This window comes from Paracoccus gahaiensis (assembly GCF_005048225.1).
GTDB classification, from domain to species: domain Bacteria; phylum Pseudomonadota; class Alphaproteobacteria; order Rhodobacterales; family Rhodobacteraceae; genus Paracoccus; species Paracoccus gahaiensis.
The window spans coordinates 62,552-88,544 of the sequence record NZ_SUNI01000016.1 but is presented as its reverse complement, the minus strand read 5'-3'; the positions used below and the strand labels follow the sequence as shown (position 1 = coordinate 88,544).

Genomic DNA, 25,993 nt, shown 5'->3' with positions numbered 1-25,993 from the left:
CCATGAAGATCGTTGTCACCGGCGGAGCCGGATTTCTGGGCAGCCGCCTGATCGCGGCGCTGCTGGCGGACGGGGCCGGGCGCATCGTGTCGCTGGACCGGGTGGCCTGTCCGCTGGACGACCCCCGCGTCACCAGCGTCATCGGCTCCATCGACGACGCCGACACGGTGGCGCAGGCCCTGGGCGAGGGGGCCGACGTGGTCTATCACCTGGCCGCCGTCCTGTCGGGTCAGTCCGAGGAGGATTTCGACACCGGGCTGCACATCAACGTCGATGCGACGCGGCTGATCCTGGAACAGTGCCGCCGCCTGCCACGCCCGCCGCGTTTCGTCTTCACCAGCTCGCTGGCGGTCTTCGGCGGGCAGATGCCCGAGGTCGTGCCCGAGACGATGGCGACCCTGCCGCAATCCTCCTATGGCTGCGGCAAGGCCATCGGCGAGCTGCTGGTCAGCGAATACAGCCGCAAGGGGTTCGTGGACGGGCTGACCGTGCGCCTGCCCACGATCTGCGTGCGCCCCGGCGCGCCCAATTCCGCCGCCTCGTCCTTCGTGTCGGGCATCATCCGCGAACCGGTGGCGGGCCTGCCCTCGGACTGCCCGGTGCCGGTGGACACGCGGCTTTGGATCTCGTCGCCCGGCACGGCGATCGCCAATCTGCTGCGTGCCGCCCGTCTGGACAGCGCCGCCATCGGCCTGCACCGCGTGCTGGACCTGCCCGGCATCACCGTGACGCCCGCCCAAATGCTGGACGCGCTGGAACGGCTGGCCGGCGCCCCGGCCCGCGCCCGCGTCACGCTGACCCGCGACCCGCGCGTCGAGGCCATCGTCTGCAGCTGGCCCGGCGCCTTCGACGTGGCGCGCGCGGATGCCCTGGGCTTCGCCGCCGATGCCGATTTCGACGCCGTCCTGCGCCAGTATCTGGACGAGGTCGCCGCCGCCTGAACCACCGCCCGACCCGCCGGGAGGGTGGGTCTGCACCACATTCTGACACAAGGGACGCGACCCGCAGACCGGGCGCGCCGAGGAGGAGACTGCCATGGCTGAACCGGGAATGGAGTTCCAATTGATCGCGGGGTTGGGCTTTGCCATCTTCCTGCTGATCTTTCTGGTCGTGAAGACCAAGGTCCACGCGATCATCGCGCTGATCATCGCGGCCTCGGTCTCGGGGCTGATCGGCGGCATGCTGCCTGCCGAGGTGATCACCTCGATCACCACCGGCTTCGGCCGCACGCTGTCGACCATCGGCCTGGTCATCGGCTTCGGCGTGATGATGGGCCGCATCCTCGAGGTGTCGGGCGCGGCCGAGCAGATGGCCTATTCGCTGATCCGGTGGGTCGGCAAGAAGCGCGAGGATTGGGCGATGGTCCTGACGGGCTATATCGTGTCGATCCCGATCTTCTGCGACAGCGCCTTCGTGATCCTGTCGCCGCTGGTCAAGGCGCTGGCGCGGTCGTCCGGCAAATCGGTGCTGACGCTTGGCATCGCGCTGGCGGGCGGGCTGATGCTGACCCACCATGCCGTGCCGCCGACCCCCGGTCCCCTGGGCGTCGCGGGCATCTTCGACGTCGATCTGGGTCTGATGATCCTGTGGGGCGTGGTCTTCACGATCCCCGGCATGGCGGTCATCGTCTTCTATGCCCGCGCCATGGGCCCCCGGATCGAGCGGATGATCCAGACCGACACCGGAGAGGACCTGTCCGCCGCCTATCGCCAGTTCGAGGAGGCCGTGGACGACCGCCAGAAGGTCCTGCCGTCCCTGGGCCTGTCGGTGCTGCCGCTGGTCCTGCCGATCGTGCTGATCTTTCTCAACACCATCGCCACGACCCTGGTGCGCGGATCGGACAACCCCGAGCTTGAGACCAGCTTCCTGGTGCAGGCGATGTCCTTCTTCGGCAATCCGGTGATCGCGGTGGCCATCGGCCTTCTGGTGTCGATCTATACCCTGCTGCCGGGCCGTCCCCGCGACGAGGTGCTGGGCTATATGGAGCAGGGCGTGGAAAGCGCCGGCATCATCCTGCTGGTGACCGGTGCGGGCGGGGCCCTGGGTTCGGTCCTGCGCGACAGCGGCGCGGGCGACGTGATCGGGCAGGCGGTGGCCGGGCTGGCCATCCCGGCGGTTCTGATCCCCTTCGTCATCTCGTCGCTGGTGCGGCTGATCCAGGGCTCGGGCACGGTGGCGATGATCACCGGGGCGTCGATCTCGGCCCCAATCCTGGTGGGAATGCCGGACGTGAACATGGTCTTCGCGGCCCAGGCGGCGGCCATCGGGTCGATGGTCTTCGGCTATTTCAACGACAGCTATTTCTGGGTCATCAACCGGATGCTGGGCGTGAAGCAGGCCAAGCATCAGATGCTGCTGTGGTCGGTGCCGACCACGCTGGCATGGGGATCCTCGCTGGCGATGCTGCTGATCTGCAACGCGCTGTTCGGCTGAGGACAGAGGGGCGGGGCCCACGCCCCGCCCCGTCCGCCCGGGCCTTCGCGGCGGAACGAAATCCCGGCGACGGTGTTGCGCTTTCGGCCCGGTTGCCGCCTTCCGGCACGGCGCCGATAATTCAAGCGATGGCAACAGGATAGACGCAACGGATGGATGCTTCGAGTGACCGGCTGACCCGACCGGGATGGAACTGCTGGCGGGTCGAGCAGACCTCGCGCTTCACCGTCATCGCGGACGCCGACGAATATTTCCGCGCCGTGCGGCAGGCCATGGCGCAGGCGCGCCATTCGATCCTGATGATCGGATGGGATTTCGACGCCCGCATCCATCTGGGCGATGCCTCGGACGATGGCGGCCCTGCGGCCCTGGGCGATTTCATCATGTGGCTGGCACGGCGGCGGCCCTCGCTGCATGTGCGGCTGCTGCGGTGGGACACCGGCGCGTTCAAGTCGATCTTTCGCGGCTCGACCCTGATGACCATCCTGCGCTGGAAGATGCATCCGCGCATCACGCTGCGGCTGGACGGCAAGCACCCCTTCGCCAGCTCGCACCACCAGAAGATCGTGGTGATCGACGACTGCCTGGCCTTCTGCGGCGGCATCGACATGACCGAGGGCCGGTGGGACACGCGCGACCATCTGGACGACGACCCGCGCCGCGTCAGCCCGCGCGGCGCGCCGATGAAACCCTGGCACGACGCGACCAGCGCCTTCGACGGGCCCGCCGCCCGCGCGCTTGGCGATCTGGCGCGCGACCGCTGGCGCATCGCCTCGGGCGAGGAACTGCCCTCGGTTCCCGACGTGCAGGGCTGCTGGCCCGACATCCTGACGCCGATGTTCCGCGACGTGCCCCTGGCCATCTCGCGCACCCGGCCCGAGATCGCGGACGTGACGCCCAGCTTCGAGATCGAGCAGATGTATCTGGACCTGATCGCCCGGGCGCAGAAGGTCATCTATGCCGAGAGCCAGTACTTCGCCTCGCGCAAGATCGCCCAGGCCATCGCCCGGCGCCTGATCGAGGAGGACCCACCCGAGATCGTCATCATCAATCCCATCAGCGCCGAGGGCTGGCTGGAGCCGATGGCGATGGACACCGCCCGCGCCCGCCTGGTCGAGGCGCTGCAGCGGCTGGATCATCGCGGGCGCTTCCGCATCTATCACCCGGTGACCGACAAGGGCGCCGAGATCTATGTCCATGCCAAGGTGATGATCGTCGACGACACCTATCTTCGGGTCGGTTCGTCGAACTTCAACAACCGCTCGCTGCGGCTGGACACGGAATGCGACGTGCTGCTGGCCGCCGAACGGCCCGGGGCCGAGGCGACGCGTCGCCGCATCCTGCAGTTGCGCGACGACCTGCTGGCCGAGCATCTGGCCCGGGATCACGCGGCGGTGGCCGAGGCCATCGCGGCGCAGGACCACAGCCTGATCGCCACGATCGAGGCGGCGCGCGGCCCGCGCGGGCAGGGGCGCACGCTGATCCCCTACGAGATCCCGGAACTGTCGGGATTCGAGACCTGGCTGGCCGACAACGAGATCCTGGACCCCGAGGGGCCCGACAAGATCTTCGAGCCCCTGGGCAAGCGCGGGTTGTTCCGCAAATGGCACTGGCCCCGCCACCGTCCCTGGCGGCGCAAGCGCGCGAAGACCTGAGCCGGCGGCGCCAGACCGGCGCGGGGGATCAGTCGCCCCCGCCCTCGGGCCCGGTCGGCATCCCCTTGCTGAGCCCCGACAGGCTGATCCCGTTCAGGAGCCCCGCATCGATGGCCTTCCTGACGGCCTGCGGGTTGTCCTCGGCGCCCAGCACCTCGCGCGCCTTGCGCAGCCGATAGCGCAGCGCCGTGCGCGAGATGCCGAGCGCCTCGCAGGCCTGCTCGTAGGTCATGCCACAGGCGATCGTCTCCAGCGCGGCGACGAGGATCGGGCGCAGCGCCGTGTCCCGGTCCAGCAGGTCATGCGCCTCGCGCAGCAGGGCGCCCACCCGGGCGATCTCGGTCGCCGTGAAGTCGCGGTCGGCATGGGCGGCGCCGATATAGGATCGCGACATGGCCGGCCCATGCGACAGGGCCACGCCGAAGGCCAGCCCATGCGCGCGGGCCTGACCCATCACGTCCAGCGGATCGGGCATCAGACGGACCAGGTCGCCCCACGCGATGCTGCCCTGATGCATCACGCACCAGATCATCATCGGATCGCCCACCCCCAGATTGCGCTGCGTGTAGGTCTGGATCCACTGCGAGGGATAGGTGGACACCCGGCGCACGGGGCGGGAATAGCGGATGTGCAGCCCCAGGGTGAAGCCGCGCGGGGCGAGCTGCGCCAGCGCCTCCTCGATCTCTTCCAGACGTGCGGTCGTGGCCCGGTTTTGGGGGGGCAAAGTCATGGGCGCTGTCACCTGTTGGAACGGGGAGGGGGATCGGAGGGGTCCATAATGCGCCGCCGCGCCCTGCCACAACAGCCGACTGCGCCGGGGCGGGGGGACGTGGCTCAAGCGCAACATAGCCTTATGGGGCTATAGCCGCGGGGCGGGGCACGACCTAGGTGGGAGAGCGGGTCGCTTGGACCCGTTTGATCGGTTTCGGGCAGCATGACCCGCGTTTTCATGGTGAAATGGGGGCGTCCTTCGGGGCGCCCTCTTTTTCATCCGGTGTCCGGTGGGGCTTGCACCTGACGGCCCGTCCGCTAGCTTGCGCGCAATTCAGGGCAAGGGGGCTATCGGATGGATCGTGTGACACTGGGCGGCAGCGAGGTCGAGGTCAGCCGCATCTGCCTGGGCACCATGACCTTCGGCAACCAGACCGAGGAGGCCGTGGCCCATGCGCAGATGGACGCGGCGCTGGAGGTCGGGATGACCTTCATGGACTGCGCCGAGATGTATCCCGTGAACCCCGTCCGGCGCGAGACCATCGGTCTGTCCGAGGAGATCATCGGTCGCTGGCTGGCGCGGACCGGCCATCGCGACCAGGTCGAGATCGCCACCAAGATCACCGGTCCCAGCCAGATGGTCCGTGACGGCGCCCCCTTCGACGGCGCGGCGGTGCGCGCGGGCATTGACGCCTCGCTGCGGCGGCTGCAGACCGACCGGATCGATCTGTATCAGCTGCACTGGCCGGTGCGCGGATCCTACGGCTTCCGGCAGAACTGGTCCTATGACCCCTCGGGGCAGGACAAGGCGGCGACGCTGGACCACATGCAGGACGTGCTGGGCGCGATGACCGACGCGGTCGCGGCGGGCAAGCTGCGCGCCGTGGGCCTGTCCAACGAATCGGCCTGGGGGCTGGCGCGCTGGTGCGACGTGGCCGACCGCACGGGCGGGCCGCGCATGGCGGCGATCCAGAACGAATACTCGCCGCTCTATCGCCTCTATGACACCGATCTGGCCGAGACGGCGGTGAACGAGGACGTGACGCTCCTGTCCTACTCGCCGCTGGCGGCCGGGCTGCTGACCGGCAAGTACACGGGTGGCGCGCTGCCCGAGGGCAGCCGGGCGGCGGTCGACAAGGCCACCGGCGGGCAGGGCAACCTGGGCGGCCGCAAGACCGATCGCGGTCTGGCGGCGGCCGAGGCCTATGGCGCGCTGGCCGCCGAACATGGCTGGGACGTGGTCCACATGGCCATCGCCTGGCAGCTAACGCGGCCCTTCAAGGTGGTGCCGATCATCGGCGCGACCACGATGGAACAGCTGCGCCACCTGATCGCCGGGCTGGGGCGCGACCTGCCCGACGAGCTGCGCCGGGGCATCGAGCGGCTGCACCGGGCCCATCCCCTGCCATATTGAACAGGCCGGTATTCCGCCCGGCCTATTGATCGGGGGCGTTCCGCCTTTATCTTTCCGGTCAGACCGACAGACAGACAGAGACAGCAGAGGGGCCAGATATGGCAGGCGATCCGTATTCGGCATTGGGCGTGCAGCGTTCCGCCAGTGCCGAGGACATCAAGAAAGCCTATCGGCGCATCGTCAAGACCGATCACCCGGACCTGACTCAGGACCCGGCCGCCGAGGCGCGCTTCAAGGCGGCGACGGCGGCCTATGACCTGCTGAAGGATCCCGACCAGCGTCGCCGCTTCGATGCCGGAGAGATCGATGACCAGGGCCAGGACCAGGGCATGCGCTGGCGCCAGCGCCAGCATGCCGGGGGCAACCCCTTCGGCGATGCCCCCGGCCATGGCGGCGATCCGGACCTGTCGGATGTCTTTGCCGACCTCTTCGGCCATCGCCCGGGTGGCCGCAGCGCGGGCGCGCGGACGACGGGGTTCGGCGGGTTCGGGGGCTTTGGCGGCGCCTCGCGGTCCGACCAGCGCGGCGACGACGTGCGGCTGCTGGTCGAGATCGACTTCCTGACGGCTGTCCGGGGCGGGCGCAGCCGCATCACCCTGCCGCAGGGGGGCACGCTGGACGTGGCCATCCCCAAGGGCATGCGCGACGGGCAGGTGATCCGCCTGCGCGGCAAGGGGGCGCCAGGGCTCGGTCGGGGCGCGCCGGGCGATGCGCATCTGGAGGTGCGGGTCGCCGAACATCCGCAATTCGCGCGCGAAGGCGACGACATCCTGCTGGTCCTGCCGATCTCGCTGGACGAGGCGGTGCTGGGCGGCAAGGTCACGGCGCCGACCATCGACGGGCCGGTCAACCTGACGATCCCGGTGGGCGCGACCTCGGGTCAGCGGCTGCGGCTGCGGGGGCGCGGGGTGAATGGCGGCGATCAGCATGTCGAGTTGCGCATCGCCATGCCGGCGCAGGTCGATGCCGAGCTGACCGCCTTCTTCGAGACCTGGCGGCGCGAGAACGCCTACGATCCCCGCAAGGGCATGTCCGACAGCGCCTGACGGGCGGGCAGCACGTCGCGCATCACCGCGCGGCGGGCCTCGGGGGTCATCGCCCCCCAAGCGGCGATCTCGTCCAGGGTCCGCCAGCAGCCCAGGCACAGGGCCCGGTCGGGATCGATCCGGCACAGCCTGATGCAGGGACTGTCGATCATGGCATTCCCCTTATGCCGCGCAAGGCCGCGGGCCGGGCAGAGCCCGCCCCGGACGCTGCCGTTTGGCCCCGGGCCGCGCGCAGGCACGCGGTCCCCATGTCCATCTGCGCGCCCATCAGGCCCGGTCCGCGATGTAGCGCAGACGGTCCAGCGCGCCCTGCAGGATATAGCCCGCCGCGACCTGGTCGATGACCTCGGCGCGGCGCTTGCGCGAGGTGTCGCCCTCCAGCAGCGCGCGCTCGGCGGCGACGGTGGACAGGCGTTCGTCCCAATAGGCGATGGGCAGGTCGGTCAGCCGCGTCAGGTTGCGGGCGAAGGCGCGGGTGGCCTGGGCGCGCGGCCCTTCCGAGCCGTCCATGTTGCGCGGCAGGCCCAGCACCAGCCCGACCAGCGCGCGGTCGGTGGCGAGGGCCAGCAGGGCCTGCGCATCCAGCGTGAACTTGGCGCGGCGGATCACCGTGATGGGCGAGGCCACCTGCCGCATCCCGTCGCTGACGGCCACGCCGATGGTCTTGGTGCCCAGATCGAGGCCCGCTAGCGCGCCATGGCGGGGCAGGGTGGCGGCAAAGCCGATCATGTCCTCGTGGATCACGGGGCGGTCTCCGGGACAGGCTCCGCTGCGGTCTCGGGGATGGTCTCCGGGCCGGGCCCTTCGGCGGCGGCCTCGATCACGGCCAGCGCTTCGGGCGCCCCGGCAAAGCGCTGCCGCGCCTCGTCCAGGATCGCCCCGGCCTGGTCGTCGCGGCCCAGAAGGCGCAGCGATCCGATCAGCTGCGCCCATTCCTCGGGCGCGCCGCCCTCGGTCGCCAGGCGGTCCTGCAGGCGCGAGACCATGCCCTCGACCATCTCCTGCCGCTCCTCGGGGGTCATGTCCTCGGCCAGGGCCAGCGCCTCGGCATCGGGGCCGCGCAGATCGGCGGCGGGGGCGGGCGGCTGGTATTCGTCGTCACCGGCCAGCCAGGCCAGCTCGACGATGGCGCTGCGGATCGACGGGATCCAGGGCGCGCTCTCCGGCCCCTCCTCCAGCAGACGGCGCCAGACCGGGAAGGCCCGGTCGGGGCGGCCGTTCTGGATCAGCATCACGCCCTGCAGATAGCGCGCCTGCGGCTGGCCGGGGTCCAGCGCGAGGGCGCGGGCCAGCAGCGCCTCGGCCTCGGGGGTGACCAGACCGCCCGCCGCCTCGACCATCAGCGAGGCCAACTGCATCAGCTGGCCCGCATCCGCCTGATCGCCCGCCAGCGCGACCAGCCGCTCCTGAGCCTGCCGCGCGGCTGTCAGGTTGCCAAGGCGCAGCTCATGCGTGGCCAGAAGCTGCTGGCCCTGCGGATCGTCGGGATTGCGCGCCACGGCGGCCCGCAACTGATCGACCATCGCCAGATAGTCGGGATCGGCCTCGGACAGGTCCGGCGCGGGGCGGGCCGGCGCCGCAACCTCGGCCTCGGCCTGGGCAGGGCGGGCGCGATAGGCGGCGTCGGCGGCGGCGAAGCGCTCGGCCAGGGGCATGTCGGGGGCGCCGGGCACCCCCTCGCGCAGATAGAGGACGATCGCCCCGGCCAGCATCAGCGCCAGCACCAGCGCGGCCCCCAGCATGCCGCCGCGCCCGGTGGCGGGGGCGGTCTGCGACAGGCGGCGATCGGCCTCCAGCACCTTGCGGCCGATCTCGGTGCGCAGGCGCACGGCGTCCTCGGGCTGGATCACGCCGCGTTCCAGGTCGCGCTCGACCTCGGTCAGCTGGTCGCGATAGACCCTGAGGTCATAGGCGGCGGCGGGTTCGGACACCGACCTCCCGCCCTCCCGGCCCCGCCAGAGGGGCCCCAGGATGGCAAGGCTGACAAGGGCAGTGATCGCCGCGGCAACAATCCAGAACATGGGCATCCTCCGTTGCACAGCGTCCTAGCGCGATTGGCCCCCGACCGAAAGCGCGCCGCGCGGGAAATGCGACGGGCAGTCCGAATGTCGCATGTCGCATTTGGCCGCAATCTGCCGCAAGCTGCCATGAGCGAAGGGCCCCGCACCGCCATGGTGCCTGCAGTCTCATGTTGGAAAGCCCCCATGCCCGCCGCCCCCCGTTCCGGCCGCTATTCCGTCTTCGCCATCGCCCGCGAGGCGCTGCGCCATCATTCAGGCTGGACCCGGGCCTGGGCCGATCCGGCACCCCGCGACCGCTACAAGGTGATCGTGGTGGGTGCGGGCGGCCACGGGCTGGCCACGGCCTATTACCTGGGCAAGAACTTCGGCATCACCGATGTCGCGGTGATCGAGAAGGGCTGGCTGGGCGGCGGCAACACGGGGCGCAACACGACCATCATCCGGTCGAACTATCTGCAGGACCCCTCGGCCGCGATCTACGAGAAATCGCGCAGCCTCTATGAAACCCTGTCGCAGGACCTGAACTATAACATCATGTTCAGCCCGCGCGGGCTGATCATGCTGGCCCAGACCGAACACGAGATCCGGGGCTACAAGCGCACCGTCTATGCCAACAACCTGCAGGGCGTCTCGACCGAATGGCTGGACCCGCAGCAGCTGAAGGCCAAGGTGCCGATCCTCAATCTGGACGGGCCGCGCTATCCGGTGCTGGGGGGGCTCTATCAGGCGCGCGGCGGCACGGCGCGCCATGATGCGGTGGCCTGGGGCTATGCGCGGGCCTGTTCCGACATGGGCATGCACATCATCCAGAACTGCGAGGTCACCGGGGTCCGCACCGAGGGCGGGCAGGTGCGCGGCGTCACCACCTCCAAGGGCGAGATCGGCTGCGACAAGCTGGCCATCGTGGTGGCGGGCCATTCCAGCCAGCTGGCCGAAATGGCCGGGTTCCGCCTGCCCATCGAAAGCGTCGCGCTGCAGGCGCTGGTCAGCGAGCCGATCAAGCCCTGCATGGATGTCGTCGTGATGGCCAACACCGTCCACGGCTATCTGTCGCAATCCGACAAGGGCGAGATGGTGATCGGCGGCGGCACCGACGGGTTCAACAACTTCACCCAACGCGGGTCCTGGCAGCATGTCGAGGAGACCGTCCGCGCCCTGATCGAGACCTTCCCGATGCTGTCGCGGCTGAAGATGTTGCGCCAATGGGGCGGCATCGTGGACATGACCGGCGACCGCTCGCCCATCCTGTCGACGACCCCGGTGGGCGGCATCTTCGTCAATTGCGGATGGGGCACGGGCGGCTTCAAGGCGATCCCCGGATCTGGCTGGGCCATGGCCGAACTGGTCGCCAAGGGCACCCCCGGGCCGCTGGCCGAAGGATTCGGGCTGAACCGCTTCCGCGAGGGACGGTTCATCGACGAATCGGTCGCCGCCGGCGTCGCGCATTAGGCGGGGGGATGCCGATGGCGCCGAGCATGGGAACCGCGAACTTCGCCTGTGGATTGTGCAGTCATCACTGTCCAGACCGAAAGGGTCCATCATGGCTGACCGCAACAACAACCGCCTCTATTTCATCATCGGCGGCATCGTCGTCGTCGTGGCGCTGCTGTTCTTCTTCATGTCCGGCAGCGACACCGGCGTGGCCACGACCGATCCGGTCGCGGGCGGCGACACCGATGTCTCGGCCGAGACGCCCGCAGCCGATCCGGCCACCGGCACCCCGCCCGTCACGGTCGAGACCGACACGCCCCCGGCTGTCGACTCGCCCGCCGAGCCTGCCGCTCCTGTTCCCGCTCCGGCCAACTGAACCTTGCACCGACCGGGCCGCCCGCGCGGCGGCCCATGGCTTCGGTCTGCAAATATCCACGGGGGTCCGGGGGCAGTCAGCCCCCGGCCTTCTTCCGGTTGCAGACCGGACATTGCGCGCCGCCAGCACCCGCTGCTGCGGCGCGTCCGCATGTCCGGCTTTCGGCAGCGTGGCCCCCGGCACCGCCCTTCGCCCTCCCGCTTCCACGCCCCCGCAAAAGGACGCCTCATGCTGACCCTGACCTGTCCCTGCTGCGGCATCCGTGCCGAGGAAACCGAGCTGCATCCGGGCGGCGAGGCGCATCTGGTCCGGATCGGCCCCGAGGGAGACGATGCGGCCTTCGAATCCTACCTCTTCGCGCGCCGGAACGTGAAGGGCGTGCATTTCGAACGCTGGCGCCATGCCTATGGCTGCGGCAAGTGGTTCCTGGCCGCCCGCTGCACCGCCACGCTGCAGGTCTTCGGCACCTACAGCGCGCAGACGACGCATCCGCCCGCCGAGATCGTCGATGCCATCCGCGCCGCCCGCCCCGACTGGACCCCAGACTGGACCTCTGACTGGACGACCCCGTAAATGACCCACACGCCCCCCTTCCGCCTGTCCATGCAGGGCCGCCGCATCGACCGCGCCTATCCCCAGGCCTTCCGCTTCGACGGGCGGCATCTGCGCGGGGTGCAGGGCGACAGCCTCGCCTCGGCGCTTCTGGCCAATGGCCAGATGCTGATGGGCCGGTCCTTCAAGTATCACCGCCCGCGCGGCCCGCTGGCCTCCGGCGCGGAAGAGCCCAACGCCCTCTTCGGTCTGGGCCAGGGCGGCCGGTTCGAGCCGAACCAGCGCGCCACCACCACCGCGCTGGTGCCCGGCATGATCCTGCGCAGCCAGAACTGCTGGCCGTCCTTGGACAGCGACATCGGCGCGATCAACGGTGCCCTGTCGCCGGTCCTGCCGGCGGGCTTCTACTACAAGACCTTCATCCACCCGCGCCCCTTCTGGAAGCACCTGTTCGAGCCGATCATCCGCCGCAGCGCGGGCCTGGGCGCGGCACCCACCGATCCCGATCCGGACCGCTACGAGCAGGCCTACGGCTTTGCCGACACGGTCGTGGTCGGCGGCGGCATCGCCGGCCTGACGGCGGCGCGCGAGGCGGCCAAGGCGGGCGGGACCGTGCTGGTCCTGGAACAGGACAGCCATTGGGGCGGCCGCACGCCCACCGACCATGCCGGGGGCCAGGCCGCCATCGACGCGCTTCTGGCCGACCTGCGCGCCCGCGACACCGTCACCCTGCGCCGCGCGACCATGGCGACGGGGCTCTACGACCACGGCTATCTGATCGCCCGCGAGGCGCTGGCCGATCACGACCCCAATCTGGGCCTGCCGCGCCAGCGCTTGTGGCGCATCCGCGCGGGCCATGTGATCGCGGCCACCGGCGCGCTGGAACGGCCCCTGGCCTTCGCCTGCAACGATGTGCCGGGCGTGATGCTGGCCAGCGCCGTGCGCGACTTCATCGCGGATTACGGCGTGGCGCCGGGCCGGCGCATCGTGGTGGTCACCACCAATGACGACGCCTATCGCACCGCGCTTGCCGCCCGCGCGGCGGGGCTGGACGTGCCCGTCATCGTCGACGCCCGCCCGGTGGCCGACGGCGCCCTGCCGCAGGCGGCGCGCGCGGCCGGCATCACCGTCCTGACCGGCGCCGGCATCGCCAAGGTCACCGGCGGCAAGCATGTCGAGGCCGTCATCCTCTGCGACCAGTCCGGCGAGGGGCGGCCCCTGCAGACCATCGCCTGCGACGTGGTCGCCATGTCGGGCGGCTGGTCGCCGGTCGTGCATCTCTACAGCCATTGCGGCGGCAAGCTGCTCTGGGACGAGGCGCAGTCGATGTTCCGCCCCGACCCCGACCGCCCGCCCTTGGGCGCGGATGGCAAGGGCAACGTGACCGCCACGGGCGCCGCCAACGGCGATCTGCGCTGCGCCGGCGCTCTGGAACGGCCCGAGGGCGCGACGCTGCCCGTCTGGGTCATGCCCGCCCGCGCGCCCTACAAGCTGCGCGCCAAGATGTGGCTGGATTTCCAGAACGACGTGAAGGTCACCGATGTCGAACTGGCCGCGCGCGAGGGCTATGCCTCGGTCGAACATACCAAGCGCTACACGACATTGGGCATGGCGACGGATCAGGGCAAGCTCAGCAACATCAACGGGTTGGCGGTGCTGTCCAAGGCGCTGAACCAGCCCATCCAGGCCACCGGCACCACCACCTTCCGCCCGCCCTACACGCCCCTGACGCTGGCCACCATCGCGGCCGAGGCCAAGGGCGACGCCTTCCAGCCCCTGCGCAAGACCCCGATGCACGGCTGGCACCAGGCCCAGGGCGCCAGCTTCGAGCCGGTGGGCCTCTGGCGCCGCCCCTATGCCTATCCGCGCGGGGCCGAGGATCGCCATGCCGCCGTCACCCGAGAGATCCTGGCCGTGCGCGGCGGCGTCGGCACGCTGGACGCCTCGACGCTCGGCAAGATCCTGGTCAAGGGGCCGGATGCGGGGCGGTTCCTCGACATGCTCTACACCAACATGATGTCCACGCTGCCGGTGGGCAAATGCCGCTATGGCCTGATGTGCAGCGAGAACGGCTTCCTGATGGATGACGGCGTGGTGGCGCGCCTGTCTGACGACAGCTGGCTCTGCCACACCACCACCGGGGGCGCCGACCGCATCCACGGCCACATGGAGGACTGGCTGCAATGCGAATGGGGCGATTGGAAGGTCTGGACCGCCAACCTGACCGAACAGTACGCCCAGATCGCCGTGGCCGGCCCCAAGGCCCGCGCCGCGCTGGAGCGCCTGCCCGGCACGATCGACCTGTCGCCCGGGGCACTGCCCTTCATGGCCTGGACCGGGGGCGAGATCGCCGGCATCCCCGCCCGCGTCTTCCGCATCAGCTTCTCGGGCGAACTCAGCTTCGAGGTCGCCGTCCCCGCCAGCCGCGGGCTGGAGCTGTGGGACCGCCTGCATGCCACTGGTCAGGACCTGGGCATCACCCCCTACGGGACCGAGGCGATGCATGTCATGCGCGCCGAAAAGGGCTTCATCATGATCGGGGACGAGACCGACGGCACCGTCATCCCGCAGGATCTGGGCCTCGATTGGGCGATCTCGAAGAAGAAGGCCGACTATATCGGCAAGCGCGCGCAGGCCCGCAGCCACATGACCGATCCCGAGCGATGGAAGCTGGTGGGGCTGGAAAGCCTGTCGGGCAAGGTCCTGCCCGACGGCGCCTATGCGGTGGCCCCGGGCCACAACCCCAACGGCCAGCGCCACACGCAGGGCCGCGTCACCTCCAGCTACCACTCGCCGGTGCTGGACCGGCCCGTCGCGATGGGGCTGGTGCGGCGCGGCCCCGACCGCATGGGCGAGGTGCTGGATTTCCCCATGCCCTCGGGCGAGGTGATGCAGGCCCGGATCGTCGATCCGGTCTTCTATGACAGCGAAGGGAGCCGGTTGAATGGCTGACACGCAGGACCTGACGCCGCTGGCCCTGATCACCCCGGTGACCGGCTTCGGAATGATCACGATCCGCGCCGATCTGGACCGCGCCGGCGAAGCCCTGGCCGAGGGGGCAGGGCTGGCCTTGCCGGACAGGACCGGCCTGACCACCGACGGGTCCCGCATGCTGGCCTGGATGTCCCCGGACGAGCTGCTTCTGGTGCTGCCTTTGGCCGAGCGGAACGAGGCCCTGCACGCCCTGACCCAGGCCCTGATGGGCGAACACGGGCTGGCCGTCGATGTCTCAGACGCCCGCGCGGTCTTCGACGTGACCGGGCCCCGTGCGGCGGATGTGATCGCCAAGCTGGCCCCGGTCGATGCCGCGATGCTGCCCGAGGGGCATCTGCGCCGCACGCGCCTGGCCCAGACCGCCGCCGCGATCTGGCGGATCCCGGGCGGCTTCCGCGTGACGGGCTTCCGCTCCACTGCCGATTACCTGCAACTGATCCTGACCAACGCGGCCCTGCCGGGCAGCGGGCTGGCGCCGCGCTGAGGACGGCCCTGCCTCCTGCATTGGTCCGCAAATATCCTCGGGGGTGAATTGGCCGGCACGGCCAAGAGGGGGCGCGAGCGCCCCCTTGCCGCACCCGCCCGCGCGACCCCGGTCGGAACCCCGCCCGCCCCCTTGCGTTGACCCTGCGAATGCGCGACCGTGCGCGCCGAACGATCTTCCAACCCTTTCGAAAGGACCGCAAAATGGCCTTCACCCTTCCCGATCTTCCCTATTCCCACGATGCGCTGGAAGCCGGCGGCATGTCCCGCGAGACGCTGGAATTCCACCACGACAAGCACCACAACGCCTATGTCACCAAGCTGAACGAGCTGGTCGCGGGCAGCGAATGGGACGGCAAGCCGCTTGAGGACATCGTCAAGGGCACCTACCAGAAGGGTGCCGTGGCCCAGAACGGCATCTTCAACAATGCCAGCCAGCATTGGAACCACGCCCAGTTCTGGGAGATGATGGGACCGAACCCCGGCGCCATGCCGCCGGAGCTGGAATCCGCGATCAAGGACAGCTTCGGCTCGGTCGAGGACTTCAAGAAGAAGTTCACCGAAACCGGCGTCGGCCAGTTCGGATCGGGCTGGGTCTGGCTGGTCAAGACGCCCGAGGGCGGGCTGGAGATCACCAAGACCGAGAACGGCGTGAACCCGCTCTGCTTCGGCCAGACCGCGCTCTTGGGCTGCGACGTGTGGGAGCACAGCTATTACATCGACTTCCGCAACGCGCGTCCGAAATATCTGGAAAACTTCCTGGACAAACTGGTGAACTGGGACAACGTGGCCGCCCGCCTCTGATCCCCACCGGACATTGACGTCAGATCGGCCCGTCGCACCTGCGTCGGGCCTTTCGCATGACCCCGCGCCGGCATTGGCTTTTCCGCGCGCCCCGGTATAAGACCACGGGAACGCAGAACGGATCAGACGACAGGCGGGCCATGGCCAATCAGAACGACAGTTTCATCGACGAGGTCACCGACGAATTGCGGCGCGACCGCCTCTACGGCGTCATGCGCCGCTATGGCTGGATCGTGATCCTGGTCATCCTGGCCATCGTCGGCGCCACAGCCTGGCGCGAATACAGCCGGGGCCAGGAACGGGCCGAGGCGCAGGCCTGGGGCGACGCGGTGCTGGCCGCCGAAGAGGGCGGCGATCCGGCGGCCCTTCTGGCGATCGACCCGCAGGGCTCGGCAGGGCGCGAGGCGCTGGCCGGCCTTCTGGCCGCGGGTCTTCAGGCCGACGAGCCCTCCGCCGCGGCCGAGGCGCTGCGCACGGTCGGGGGCGATCAGCCCCAAGGCGCGCTGGCCGAACTAGCCCAGCTGAAACTGGTGATGCTGGACGGGCCGAACATGGACCCCTCGACGCGCGACGAGATGCTGACGCGGCTGTCCCGCGCCGGTGCTCCGTTCGAGCTGCTGGCGCTGGAACAGAAGGCGGTCGCCCTGATCGGCGCGGGGCGGCCCGACGATGCGGTGACGCTGATCCGCCAGATCCAGGACAAGGACGGGGTGTCCCAGGCCTTGCGTCTGCGCCTGTCCGAGATGATGATCGCCCTGGGCGTCGACCCCGAGCCCGCCGACATGATGCCGCCCGACATGACGCCCGCCGACATGACGGCAGCCGAAATGACGCCCGCCGCGAACTGACGCGCGGACGGGAATGACTTCACGAGGAGAGAGGCCGGGATGACCGCCATGTTGCGACTGACCTTGGCGATGGCCGCCGCACTGGGACTTGCCGCCTGCGGCGAGCGTGACGTCATCCTGCCCGGAGAGCGTCTGGACCCCCTCGCCGTGACCTCGCCCGACGGGCCCGCCGTCGACGGCCCCCCGGGCATCACCGGCACGGCCCTGTCGCTGGCGGCCCCCGTGACCAATGCCGACTGGACCCATCGCGGCGGCAATGCCGCCCATTCCCCCGGCCATTCCGCCCTGGGGACCGCAGGCACGCGGCTGTGGTCCGCGCCCATCGGGCAGGGCGACAGCCGCCGTCACCGCATCACCGCCGATCCGGTCGTGGCGGGCGGTCGCATCTTCACGATGGACAGCCGCGCCCGGGTCACCGCGACGGCGCTGAACGGCGGCCGGGCCTGGTCCACCGACATCACCCCGCCGCTGGAGGATCCCGACAGCGCCTCGGGCGGCGGGCTGGCCTATGAGGCCGGGCGCATTTACGCCACCACCGGCTTCGGCGAACTGGTCGCGATGGATGCGTCCTCGGGCGCGGTGCTGTGGCGCCAGCGCGTCGAGGCCTCGATCGCCGGAGGGCCTGCGGTGCAGGACGGTGTCGTCTATGTCGCGGCGCGCAATGCCGTGGGCTGGGCGGTGCGGGCCTCGGACGGGCGGGTCCTGTGGCAGACCTCGGGGACGCCCTCGGGCTCGGGCGTGATGGGCGTGTCGGTGCCCGCCGTGCAGGGCGGGACGGTGATCTTCCCGTTCTCGTCGGGCCAGCTGCTGGCGGTCGACCGCGACAGCGGCCTGACCGACTGGAGCGCGCAGATCGCGGGCACCCGGCCGGGTCGATCCATCGCGGTGATCCGCGACGTGACCGGAGATCCGGTGATCTCGGGCGGGCGGGTCTATGCCGGCACCTCGTCGGGCCGCATGGATGCCGTCGACCTGGCGACCGGCCTGCAGGACTGGACGGCGCGCGAGGGCGCGACCGGCCCGGTCGTGGTGGCGGGCGGATCGGTCTTCGCGGTGAACGACCAGGCGCAGCTGGTGCGGCTGGATGCGGCGACGGGCGGGGTCGTCTGGCGCCAGCCCTTGCCCTATTACACCACCGACCGCGTGCGCCGTCAGGATGCCATCCATGCGCATTACGGACCGGTGCTGGCCGGGGGGAGGTTGCATGTCGCCTCCAGCGATGACACATTGCGCAGCTTCGATCCCGCCTCCGGCGCGCTGGTCGGTCAGGCGCAGATCCCCGGTGGGGCTGCCTCGGCCCCTGCGGTTGCCGGTCAAACCCTTTACGTCGTTGCCCGCAACGGCCAGTTGCATGCGTATAGATGACCTTCACACTCGCCATCGTCGGACGGCCCAATGTCGGCAAGTCCACCCTGTTCAACCGCCTTGTCGGCAAGAAGCTTGCGCTGGTCGATGACCAGCCCGGGGTGACCCGCGACCTGCGCGAAGGCGCCGGGCGTCTTGGCGACCTGCGATTCATCGTGATCGACAGCGCCGGCCTGGAGATGGCCGAGGATGACAGCCTGCAGGGCCGCATGCGCCGCCTGACGGAACGCGCCGTCGACGAGGCCGACATCTGCCTGTTCGTGGTGGATGCGCGCCTCGGCATCACCGCCGCCGACGAATATTTCGCCGAAATCCTGCGCCGCCGCGCGAAACACGTCATCGTCGCCGCCAACAAGTCCGAGGGCCGCGCCGGCGAGGCGGGCGCGATGGAGGCCTATGCCCTGGGCCTGGGCGAGCCCCTGCGCATCTCGGCCGAGCATGGCGAGGGGATGGACGATCTCTACCGCGTGCTGATGCCGCTCGCCGACCAGATCGAGGCCGACCGGCCCGCCCCCATCGAGGCGGTGACCGATCTGGACATCTCGGAGGCCGAGGCCGAATCGGGCGAGGGGGCCGAGGACTGGCGCCCGACCGAGGCGCGGCCCCTGCAGCTGGCCGTGATCGGGCGCCCGAATGCGGGCAAGTCGACGCTGATCAACAAGATCCTGGGGCAGGACCGGTTGCTGACCGGCCCTGAGGCCGGGATCACCCGCGATTCGATCAGCGTGACGACCGAGTTCATGGGCACGCCCATGCGGATCTTCGACACCGCGGGGATGCGCAAGCGCGCCCGCGTGACCGAGAAGCTGGAGAAGCTGTCGGTGGCCGACGGGCTGCGTGCCGTGCGCTTCGCCGAGGTGGTCGTGGTCCTGCTGGATGTCGAGATCCCCTTCGAGACGCAGGACCTGCGCATCGCCGATTTCGCCGAGACCGAGGGCCGGGCCGTCGTCATCGCGGTGAACAAGTGGGATACCGAGGACGACAAGTCCCACAAGCTGAACGAGATGCGCGCCAGCTTCGAGAAGCTCCTGCCGCAGCTGCGCGGCGCGCCGCTGGTGACCGTCTCGGCCAAGACCGGCAAGGGGCTTGACCGGCTGCACAATGCGGTCATCAAGGCGCATGAGGTCTGGAACCGCCGCGTGCCGACCGCGCGGCTGAACCAGTGGCTGGGCGCGATGACCGAAAGCCATCCGCCCCCGGCGCCGGGCGGCCGGCGGATCCGGTTGCGCTACATGACGCAGGTCAAGACGCGGCCCCCGGCCTTCATCGTCAAGGCCACGCATACGGACCAGATCCCGACCAGCTATCAGCGCTATCTGATCAACGGGCTGCGCGCCGATTTCGACATGCCGGGCACGCCGATCCGGCTGTTCTTCCGCGACCAGGGCGGGGAAAACCCCTTCAAGGCCAAGGCCACCAAGATCGTGCAGTCAGGCGCGCTGTCCAAGCACAAGAACCGCCAGAAGCCCAAGGGCAGCTGATCGATCGACAGCAAAGGGGGGCTGTCCGCCCCCCGTCCGGCCATGGGCCGAACTCCCCCCGAGGATATTTCGGCCAAGATGAATGTCAGCTGGCGGCGCGGACCAGCACGGCGGCCATGGCCGAGATGCCCAGGATCGCGGCCAGGGCGATCATCGGGTCGCTGCCCATCGTGGTCACGGTGAGCGCGCAGAAGGCCCAGATGAGGGCTGCGGAATAGCCGATGCTGGGGCCGATCCAGATCTGCGCCGCCATGCCCACCGCCGCGCCGGGCAGGATCGCCAGGGCCGAGATCGCCTGCAGGGGCAGCCCGAAGCGGTCCGAGATCAGCCCCGCCAGTGCTGCCGAAGTCATCGCCGTGGCCCAGCCCGCGAAGAACCCCACCGCCGGGCGGTGGCGACCGGCGGCGCGCCGGGCCGCCACGGTCGCGCAGAGCGCGCTGACGGCTGTGGCGACGGTCAGCAGCAACGGCTGGTCCAGCATCAGCGGCCAGGCGGCCGCGCAGAGCATCGCGGTCGTCGTCAGCGGCCAGACGCGGGGACGCCCCGCCCGTGACAGCGGCTCGTCGGACGGGTCCAGCCACTGGCCCACAGCATCCAGCAGCACCATCATCCAGACGCTGACCAGCAGCGCCCACATCAGCGGGTTGCCGGGGTTGAGATAGATCTGCGGGATGGACAGCACGACGCTTGGCCAGCCATGGGGCAGGTCGGGCCCGATCAGATGGTCGGCCCGGGCGGACAGCGGATCGGGGGCGCAGCAGGCATAGACCAGCCCGGCGGTCACGAAGATCGCCGAGGCCGAAATCTGCAGGAGGGTGCCGAGCCGTGTCATGCAGGCCAACGCGCGCCGGCAGCGGCAGTTTCCCGCCTCGCGCAATCCTGTCCGGCGCCAGATCCGAGGTCGGTTTTGGGGCCGGCTCTCAGGCCAGCGCCCCCTGCGCCGTCAGCCGCGTGGCGCCGCCCAGATAGGGATGCAGCGCCTGCGGCAACTGCACCGAGCCGTCGGCCAGCTGGCCGTTCTCCAGCACCGCGATCAGCGCGCGGCCCACGGCCAGGCCCGATCCGTTCAACGTATGCACGAATTCGGGCTTGCCGCCGCCCTCGGGCCGATAGCGGGCATTCATGCGCCGGGCCTGGAAATCGCCGCAATAGCTGACGCTGCTGATCTCGCGATAGCGGCTCTGGCCGGGCAGCCAGACCTCCAGATCATGGGTGATCCGGGCGCCGAAACCCATGTCGCCGGTGCACAGCACCAGCGTGCGATAGGGCAACTCCAGCGCCTCGAGCACCGCCTCGGCACAGCGGGTCATGCGATCGTGTTCGGCCAGGCCCGTCTCGGCATCGGTGATCGACACCATCTCGACCTTCTCGAACTGGTGCTGGCGCAGCATGCCGGTCGTGTCGCGGCCCGCGCTGCCCGCCTCGGAGCGGAAGCATTGGCTGTGGGCGACCATGCGGCGGGGCAGGGTGGCGTGATCGACCAGATCGCCATGCACGGTGTTGGTCAGCGTCACTTCCGATGTGGGGACCAGCCACCAGCCCTCGCGGGTCTGATAGCTGTCCTCGCCGAACTTGGGCAGCTGGCCGGTGCCCAGCATCATCTCCTCCAGGACCAGGACGGGGGTCCAGGTCTCCTGCAACCCGTGCCGGTCGACATGCAGGTCCAGCATGAACTGCGCCAGCGCGCGGTGGATGCGGGCGACGGCGCCCTTGAGGACCACGAAACGGCTGCCCGACAGTTTCGCGCCCAGTTCGAAATCCATGCCGGGGCGGACGCCCGCGATCTCGAAATGCTCGACGGGGGTGAAATCGGGCGTGGCGGGCGTGCCCCACCGGCGCAGTTCCACATTGTCGTTTTCATCGGCGCCGTCCGGGACGAGGTCCAAGGGCAGGTTCGGCACGCCAAGCAGCAGGTCGCGCAACTGGCCGTCCAGATCGGCGGCTTCGGCCTGCATCCCGGCGATGTCGGCCTTGGTCTTGGCCACCGACGCGCGCAGGCGGTCGAACTCGGCCTCGTCGCCGCGCGCCTTGGCGGCGCCGACCTCCTTGCTGGCGCGGTTCTGGTCGGCCTGCGCGGTCTCGGCGGCCTGGATGCGGGCGCGGCGGGCCTCGTCCAGCGACAGGATCTGCGCCGCCAGCCCGGTCAGGCCGCGGCGGGCCAGCGCGGCCTCGAAGGCGTCGGGATTGTCACGGATCGCACGGATGTCATGCATGGCGGCACCTTCACGGCAGATTGCGGTGCCGCCTGCCTAGCGCACCGCGTCCGCCGACAAAAGCCCGGCACGCGCCATCATCGCCGTCAGCACCGGATAAAAATGCGCCTGCCCGACATAGCCCTCGACCCGGCCCCTCTCGGTGCCTTGGGACAGCAGGATGAAGCTGGGGGTGATGCGGGGGCGGCGGTCCAGCGCCAGGCCGTCGGGATAGGGGCCGTCCACATCGACCTGGAACAGCGGCGCGGCGCGGCCTGCGACGGATGCGGCATAGCCCGGGCCGATCTCGGCCTGCCAGCGGCGGCAGTAATGGCAGCTGTCTGACCCGACCATCATCATCTGCCAGGGATGCGCCTGCCAGTCGGGTGCGGGGCCCTGTGCCCGCGCAAGGCCGGGCAGGATCGCTAGGGACAGCGCCGACAGGATCGCCAGACGTCGGGACATGGCGGGCATGGTCGGACTCCGCACAAGGGACTTTCCCGAATCTACGCGTGCGTCGGGCCGCGCACAAGTCTGGCGCGCACCAGCCCGGCGCGGACGGGGATTGCCGCCCGCGCCGGGCTGGTACACTCTGCCCCGGCAAACGTATCGGCCGGGCAATGAGGATGTAGGGCACGCGATGGACGATCTGCTGGCAGGCCTGACCGGGGGCGACCGCCGCGCCCTGTCGCGGGCGATCACGCTGGTCGAATCGACCCGCCCCGACCACCGCGCCCGGGCCGAGGCGCTGATCGCCGCGCTGCCCGACCGGCAGGCGCTGCGGATCGGCCTGTCGGGTACGCCGGGGGTCGGCAAGTCGACCTTCATCGAGTCCTTCGGGATGCGCCTGACCGACCAGGGCCTGCGCGTCGCGGTGCTGGCGGTGGACCCGTCCTCGGCCCGTTCGGGCGGCTCGATCCTGGGCGACAAGACGCGGATGGACCTGTTGTCGCGCAATCCCCGCGCCTTCATCCGGCCCAGCCCCTCCAGCGCGCATCTGGGCGGCGTCGCGCGGCGCACGCGCGAGGCGATCCGGCTGTGCGAGGCGGCGGGCCATGACATCGTGCTGATCGAGACGGTGGGGGTGGGCCAGTCCGAGACGCTGGTGGCCCAGATGTCGGACCTGTTCGTGCTGCTGCTGGCGCCCGCGGGCGGCGACGAGCTGCAGGGCGTGAAACGCGGCATCATGGAGATGGCCGACCTGATCCTGGTGAACAAGGCCGATGGCGACCTGCTGTCCACCGCCCGGCGCACGGTGGCCGATTACGCCGGTGCGCTGCGGCTGCTGCGCAAGCGGGTGCAGGACCCCGAGGGCTTTCCCAAGGCGCTGCCCGTCTCGGCCACGACCGGGGCGGGGCTGGACGAGGCCTGGGCGCAGATGCAGGCGTTGGCCGGGTGGCGGCGCGATCACGGCCATCTGGACCGCATCCGGGCAGGCCAGGCGCAGGACTGGTTCCTGTCGGAGCTGCGCCAGGGCCTGCTCGCGCAGTTGCAGACCCCCGCCGCCCGCCGCCGCATCGCGGATCTGGGCGGGCGCGTGGCCGAAGGCGCGGTGCCGCCAAGCGTGGCGGCGCGGCAGATGCTGGACTGGCTGGCCCATCCCGACGCCCCTTCGGATGTCCTGCCCGATTTGGCGCCCCAGGGGCCACGCGAATCGGTCAGGGTGGACGGGACAGGAGGCACCGGCGATGCGTGATCTGACCGACCATGACCGACTTTATGCGGCCCTGCTGGCGCGCGACCCGGCCTATGACGGGGTGGCGCTGGTGGGCGTCACCTCGACCGGGATCTTCTGCCGGCTGACCTGCCCGGCCAGGAAGCCGCGCCCCGAGAACTGCCGCTGGTTCGCGACGGCAGCGCAGGCCGCCGCCGCCGGGTTCCGCCCCTGCCTGCGCTGCCATCCCGGGGACGGGGTGCCGCCTCTGGTCGCGCAGCTGACCGCAGCCCTGGCCGCACGACCGGGGCATCGCTGGTCCGAGGGCGATCTGCTGGCCATGGGGCACGATCCCTCGACCGTGCGGCGGGTGTTTCGCCAGCATCTGGGGCAAAGCTTCCTGCAGATGGCGCGGGCGGCGCGGCTGCGACAGGGGATGGCCGCCCTGACACGGGGGGATGCGATGATCGAGGCGCAGCTGGAGGCGGGATTCGATTCGGCCTCGGGGTTCCGGGGGGCTTTCGCGCGGCTCTTCGGGCATCCGCCGCATCTGATGCGCGGGGCGTCCGATCTGCGCGCCGACTGGATCGACACTCCGCTTGGCGGAATGATCGCGATCGCCGACGACGCGGCGCTGCACCTGCTGGAATTCACCGACCGCAAGGCGCTGCCGCAGGGGCTGCGGCGGCTGTCGGCGCGGGCGGGCGGGCGCATCGGGCTGGGCCGGACCGCCGTCACCGACCGGACCGAGGCCGCGCTGCAGGCCTTCTTCGCAGGGCGCGAGGGTCGGCTGGACCTGCCGCTGCATCTGCACGGCACGCCCTTCCAGATGCGCGTCTGGCAGGAATTGCAGGCGATTCCCGCCGGACAGACCCGCAGCTATGCCCAGTTGGCCATCGCCATCGGCCGCCCCACGGCGGTCCGCGCGGTGGCGGCGGCCAATGGCGCGAACCGGCTGGCGCTGGTCGTGCCCTGCCACCGGGTGATCGGCACGAACGGCACGATGACCGGATATGCGGGCGGTTTGTGGCGCAAGGAACGGCTGATCGCGCTGGAACGGGCCTATGGCGCGGCCCCGGAATTGCCCCATGAGGCTTGACGCGGTCCTTCCGGCGCTGTAACCACCCGCGAACGGAATTCCGGGCGCTGCCTCGCGGCGCCCTTTCACATTGGGTCGACCCGGATCGGGAAAACCCGCATAGCCGAGACGAAGGAACACACCATGTCGCGCGTCTGCGAACTGACCGGCAAAGGCCCGATGAGCGGTAACAATGTCAGCCATGCCAACAACAGGACCCGTCGCCGGTTCCTGCCCAACCTGAACGAGGTCACCCTGCTGTCCGAGAAACTGGGCCGCGGCTACTCGCTCAAGATCTCGGCTGCCGCGCTGCGCTCGGTCGATCACCGCGGTGGTCTGGACGCGTTCCTGGCCAAGGCCAAGGATGCCGAGCTGTCGGACCGCGCGATGAAGATCAAGCGCGACCTGGTCAAGGCAGCCGCGGCGACCGCCGAAGCCTGATCCGACGCCTGTCCAATCCTGCATGGCCCTGCCGATCCGGCGGGGCTTTTGCATGTGGTTCGTGCGGGGCCTGCCCGCGCTGCGACCGATTGGCTGCTGACCCTGCCGCGCCCCCGGGCTAGATTGCCGCTCATGATCCGACCCTTGCCCCTGATCCTGATCCTTGTCGTGATGCTGACCAGCATCGGGCTGGGGGCTGCGCGGGGCACGGTGCTGTCGGGCGAGCAGATCGTGCTCTGCACCGGGCATGGCATCGTCACCATCGAGCTGCCCGGCGACCAGGGCAGCCGCACCCATCTGTGCCCCGACATGGCGCTGTCGATTCTGGCGGCGATCGGTCCCGCCGATGTGGCGCTGCCTTTGCGCGTGGCCCATGGTCAGGAGGCGCTGCCGGACCGGGGCGCGGGGCAGGGGTCCGAACGGCAGGGGCCGGTCCGGGTGAGGGACCCGCCGGGGGCGGGGCTTGCCTGACCCTTCCCTGAACGAATACCCAAGGATTTGACATGAAAACCCTGACCCTTGCCGCGATCGCGGCCCTTCTGCCCGTGACCGCGCTGGCCCATGACGGCATGCATATCAACGACGCCTATGTCCGCAGCACCAACCCCCAGGTGGGTGCGGTCTTCCTGCAGCTGGAAAATCACCGGCAGGTGCCCTGCACCCTGCACTCGGTGACCACCAAGGCCGCCGAGCGGGCCGAGCTGCACACCCATCTGGAAGAGGATGGCGTGATGAAGATGGGCCGGATCGAGGGCGGCATTCCAGTCGAACCCGGCCAGACCCATGATCTGGCGCGCGGGGGCGATCACGTCATGCTGCTGGGCCTGACCGATCCCCTGACCGATGGCGACAGCCTGACCCTCACCCTGGATTTCGGCGATTGCGGCACCGAAGAGGCCGAGGCCGTCGTCGACAACCAGCGCTCCCCCGAGGATGCGGCGGCGGCCTCGGAGGCCGATCCGCACGCCGGCCACTGACAGGTCCGGGGGCGGTCCCGCGCGGGGCCGCCCCCAC

The 25,993-nt window shown here is 70.1% G+C and carries 26 protein-coding genes; 19 read left to right on the top strand and 7 right to left on the bottom strand.

The window, feature by feature from the left end; genetic code table 11:
• Nucleotides 1–2: 2 nt before the first annotated feature.
• The 3 genes from denD to FA743_RS15215 all read left to right on the top strand — a co-directional run bounded on the left by denD (nucleotide 3) and on the right by FA743_RS15215 (nucleotide 4,088).
• Nucleotides 3–941, top strand: coding sequence for a D-erythronate dehydrogenase (denD, locus tag FA743_RS15225; RefSeq protein WP_136886951.1), 939 nt, complete (start codon nucleotides 3–5; stop codon nucleotides 939–941).
• Nucleotides 942–1,035: 94 nt separating this feature from the next.
• Complete coding sequence (locus FA743_RS15220; RefSeq protein ID WP_211242290.1) at nucleotides 1,036–2,433, top strand: GntP family permease; 1,398 nt, start codon at nucleotides 1,036–1,038, stop codon at nucleotides 2,431–2,433.
• 152 nt (nucleotides 2,434–2,585) lie between these two features.
• Nucleotides 2,586–4,088, top strand: a complete 1,503-nt coding sequence (locus tag FA743_RS15215; RefSeq protein ID WP_136886950.1) for a phospholipase D-like domain-containing protein — start codon at nucleotides 2,586–2,588, stop codon at nucleotides 4,086–4,088.
• 28 nt (nucleotides 4,089–4,116) lie between these two features.
• On the opposite strand, the gene FA743_RS15210 is transcribed toward FA743_RS15215, so the two are convergent.
• A complete protein-coding gene (locus FA743_RS15210) occupies nucleotides 4,117–4,818 on the bottom strand; it encodes a helix-turn-helix transcriptional regulator (RefSeq protein ID WP_169308907.1) in 702 nt (233 codons plus the stop codon).
• A gap of 336 nt (nucleotides 4,819–5,154) precedes the next feature.
• On the opposite strand from FA743_RS15210, the gene FA743_RS15205 reads away from it, so the two are divergent.
• A complete protein-coding gene (locus FA743_RS15205; RefSeq protein ID WP_136886948.1) occupies nucleotides 5,155–6,213 on the top strand; it encodes an aldo/keto reductase in 1,059 nt (352 codons plus the stop codon).
• 98 nt (nucleotides 6,214–6,311) lie between these two features.
• Nucleotides 6,312–7,259, top strand: a complete 948-nt coding sequence (locus FA743_RS15200; RefSeq protein ID WP_136886947.1) for a DnaJ C-terminal domain-containing protein — start codon at nucleotides 6,312–6,314, stop codon at nucleotides 7,257–7,259.
• Here FA743_RS15200 and FA743_RS15195 read toward each other — a convergent pair.
• From FA743_RS15195 to ccmI, 3 genes are all read right to left on the bottom strand, one after another.
• Nucleotides 7,223–7,411, bottom strand: a complete 189-nt coding sequence (locus FA743_RS15195) for a DUF1289 domain-containing protein (protein WP_136886946.1) — start codon at nucleotides 7,409–7,411, stop codon at nucleotides 7,223–7,225. The two genes, FA743_RS15200 and FA743_RS15195, sit on opposite strands and share 37 nt — an antisense overlap.
• A 115-nt stretch (nucleotides 7,412–7,526) precedes the next feature.
• Nucleotides 7,527–7,988 (bottom strand): Holliday junction resolvase RuvX, encoded by a 462-nt coding sequence (ruvX, locus tag FA743_RS15190; RefSeq protein WP_425467196.1) that lies wholly within the window; start codon nucleotides 7,986–7,988, stop codon nucleotides 7,527–7,529.
• Between the two features lie 11 nt (nucleotides 7,989–7,999).
• Nucleotides 8,000–9,280 carry a c-type cytochrome biogenesis protein CcmI gene (gene ccmI, locus FA743_RS15185; RefSeq protein ID WP_136886944.1) on the bottom strand — a complete coding sequence of 427 codons (1,281 nt, stop codon included), beginning with the start codon at nucleotides 9,278–9,280 and terminating at the stop codon, nucleotides 8,000–8,002.
• 183 nt (nucleotides 9,281–9,463) lie between these two features.
• Here ccmI and FA743_RS15180 point away from each other — a divergent pair, with 183 nt between their 5' ends.
• The 9 genes from FA743_RS15180 (at nucleotide 9,464) to der (ending at nucleotide 19,614) form a co-directional block, all read left to right on the top strand.
• Nucleotides 9,464–10,729, top strand: coding sequence for a sarcosine oxidase subunit beta family protein (locus FA743_RS15180; protein WP_136886943.1), 1,266 nt, complete (start codon nucleotides 9,464–9,466; stop codon nucleotides 10,727–10,729).
• Between the two features lie 91 nt (nucleotides 10,730–10,820).
• The gene (locus tag FA743_RS15175) at nucleotides 10,821–11,087 is read left to right on the top strand and encodes a flagellar basal body-associated FliL family protein (RefSeq protein WP_136886942.1); all 267 of its coding nucleotides are present in this window, start codon (nucleotides 10,821–10,823) and stop codon (nucleotides 11,085–11,087) included.
• A gap of 228 nt (nucleotides 11,088–11,315) precedes the next feature.
• Nucleotides 11,316–11,660 (top strand): sarcosine oxidase subunit delta, encoded by a 345-nt coding sequence (locus tag FA743_RS15170; RefSeq protein WP_136886941.1) that lies wholly within the window; start codon nucleotides 11,316–11,318, stop codon nucleotides 11,658–11,660.
• Nucleotides 11,661–14,591, top strand: coding sequence for a sarcosine oxidase subunit alpha family protein (locus FA743_RS15165; protein ID WP_136886940.1), 2,931 nt, complete (start codon nucleotides 11,661–11,663; stop codon nucleotides 14,589–14,591).
• The gene (locus FA743_RS15160; RefSeq protein WP_136886939.1) at nucleotides 14,584–15,117 is read left to right on the top strand and encodes a sarcosine oxidase subunit gamma; all 534 of its coding nucleotides are present in this window, start codon (nucleotides 14,584–14,586) and stop codon (nucleotides 15,115–15,117) included. The genes FA743_RS15165 and FA743_RS15160 overlap by 8 nt, the downstream gene beginning before the upstream one ends.
• Nucleotides 15,118–15,320: 203 nt before the next feature.
• The gene (locus FA743_RS15155; RefSeq protein WP_135312012.1) at nucleotides 15,321–15,920 is read left to right on the top strand and encodes a superoxide dismutase; all 600 of its coding nucleotides are present in this window, start codon (nucleotides 15,321–15,323) and stop codon (nucleotides 15,918–15,920) included.
• A 140-nt stretch (nucleotides 15,921–16,060) separates the two neighbouring features.
• On the top strand, nucleotides 16,061–16,768 hold the full coding sequence (locus tag FA743_RS15150; RefSeq protein ID WP_136886938.1) for a tetratricopeptide repeat protein: 708 nt from the start codon (nucleotides 16,061–16,063) through the stop codon (nucleotides 16,766–16,768).
• Nucleotides 16,769–16,807: 39 nt separating this feature from the next.
• Nucleotides 16,808–18,133: an outer membrane protein assembly factor BamB family protein gene (locus FA743_RS15145; protein WP_425467193.1), complete on the top strand. Its 1,326-nt coding sequence runs from the start codon at nucleotides 16,808–16,810 to the stop codon at nucleotides 18,131–18,133.
• On the top strand, nucleotides 18,130–19,614 hold the full coding sequence (gene der / locus FA743_RS15140) for a ribosome biogenesis GTPase Der (RefSeq protein WP_136886937.1): 1,485 nt from the start codon (nucleotides 18,130–18,132) through the stop codon (nucleotides 19,612–19,614). Before FA743_RS15145 ends, der begins: the two co-directional genes overlap by 4 nt.
• 85 nt (nucleotides 19,615–19,699) lie before the next feature.
• On the opposite strand, the gene FA743_RS15135 is transcribed toward der, so the two are convergent.
• The 3 genes from FA743_RS15135 to FA743_RS15125 all read right to left on the bottom strand — a co-directional run bounded on the left by FA743_RS15135 (nucleotide 19,700) and on the right by FA743_RS15125 (nucleotide 22,271).
• Entirely contained in the window at nucleotides 19,700–20,446 is a 747-nt protein-coding gene (locus FA743_RS15135) for a hypothetical protein (RefSeq protein ID WP_136886936.1), read from the bottom strand.
• Between the two features lie 88 nt (nucleotides 20,447–20,534).
• A complete protein-coding gene (gene serS / locus FA743_RS15130) occupies nucleotides 20,535–21,827 on the bottom strand; it encodes a serine--tRNA ligase (RefSeq protein ID WP_136886935.1) in 1,293 nt (430 codons plus the stop codon).
• Nucleotides 21,828–21,863: 36 nt separating this feature from the next.
• Nucleotides 21,864–22,271 (bottom strand): thioredoxin family protein, encoded by a 408-nt coding sequence (locus FA743_RS15125; RefSeq protein ID WP_246054982.1) that lies wholly within the window; start codon nucleotides 22,269–22,271, stop codon nucleotides 21,864–21,866.
• Nucleotides 22,272–22,446: 175 nt separating this feature from the next.
• Here FA743_RS15125 and meaB point away from each other — a divergent pair, with 175 nt between their 5' ends.
• The 5 genes from meaB (at nucleotide 22,447) to FA743_RS15100 (ending at nucleotide 25,956) form a co-directional block, all read left to right on the top strand.
• Nucleotides 22,447–23,502: a methylmalonyl Co-A mutase-associated GTPase MeaB gene (gene meaB / locus FA743_RS15120; RefSeq protein ID WP_136886934.1), complete on the top strand. Its 1,056-nt coding sequence runs from the start codon at nucleotides 22,447–22,449 to the stop codon at nucleotides 23,500–23,502.
• On the top strand, nucleotides 23,495–24,559 hold the full coding sequence (locus tag FA743_RS15115) for a bifunctional transcriptional activator/DNA repair enzyme AdaA (RefSeq protein WP_136886933.1): 1,065 nt from the start codon (nucleotides 23,495–23,497) through the stop codon (nucleotides 24,557–24,559). Before meaB ends, FA743_RS15115 begins: the two co-directional genes overlap by 8 nt.
• A 123-nt stretch (nucleotides 24,560–24,682) precedes the next feature.
• Complete coding sequence (rpmB, locus tag FA743_RS15110) at nucleotides 24,683–24,979, top strand: 50S ribosomal protein L28 (RefSeq protein ID WP_135312019.1); 297 nt, start codon at nucleotides 24,683–24,685, stop codon at nucleotides 24,977–24,979.
• A 132-nt stretch (nucleotides 24,980–25,111) separates the two neighbouring features.
• Nucleotides 25,112–25,450 carry a hypothetical protein gene (locus tag FA743_RS15105; RefSeq protein ID WP_136886932.1) on the top strand — a complete coding sequence of 113 codons (339 nt, stop codon included), beginning with the start codon at nucleotides 25,112–25,114 and terminating at the stop codon, nucleotides 25,448–25,450.
• 32 nt (nucleotides 25,451–25,482) lie between these two features.
• Entirely contained in the window at nucleotides 25,483–25,956 is a 474-nt protein-coding gene (locus FA743_RS15100; RefSeq protein ID WP_136886931.1) for a copper chaperone PCu(A)C, read from the top strand.
• Nucleotides 25,957–25,993 lie beyond the last annotated feature (37 nt).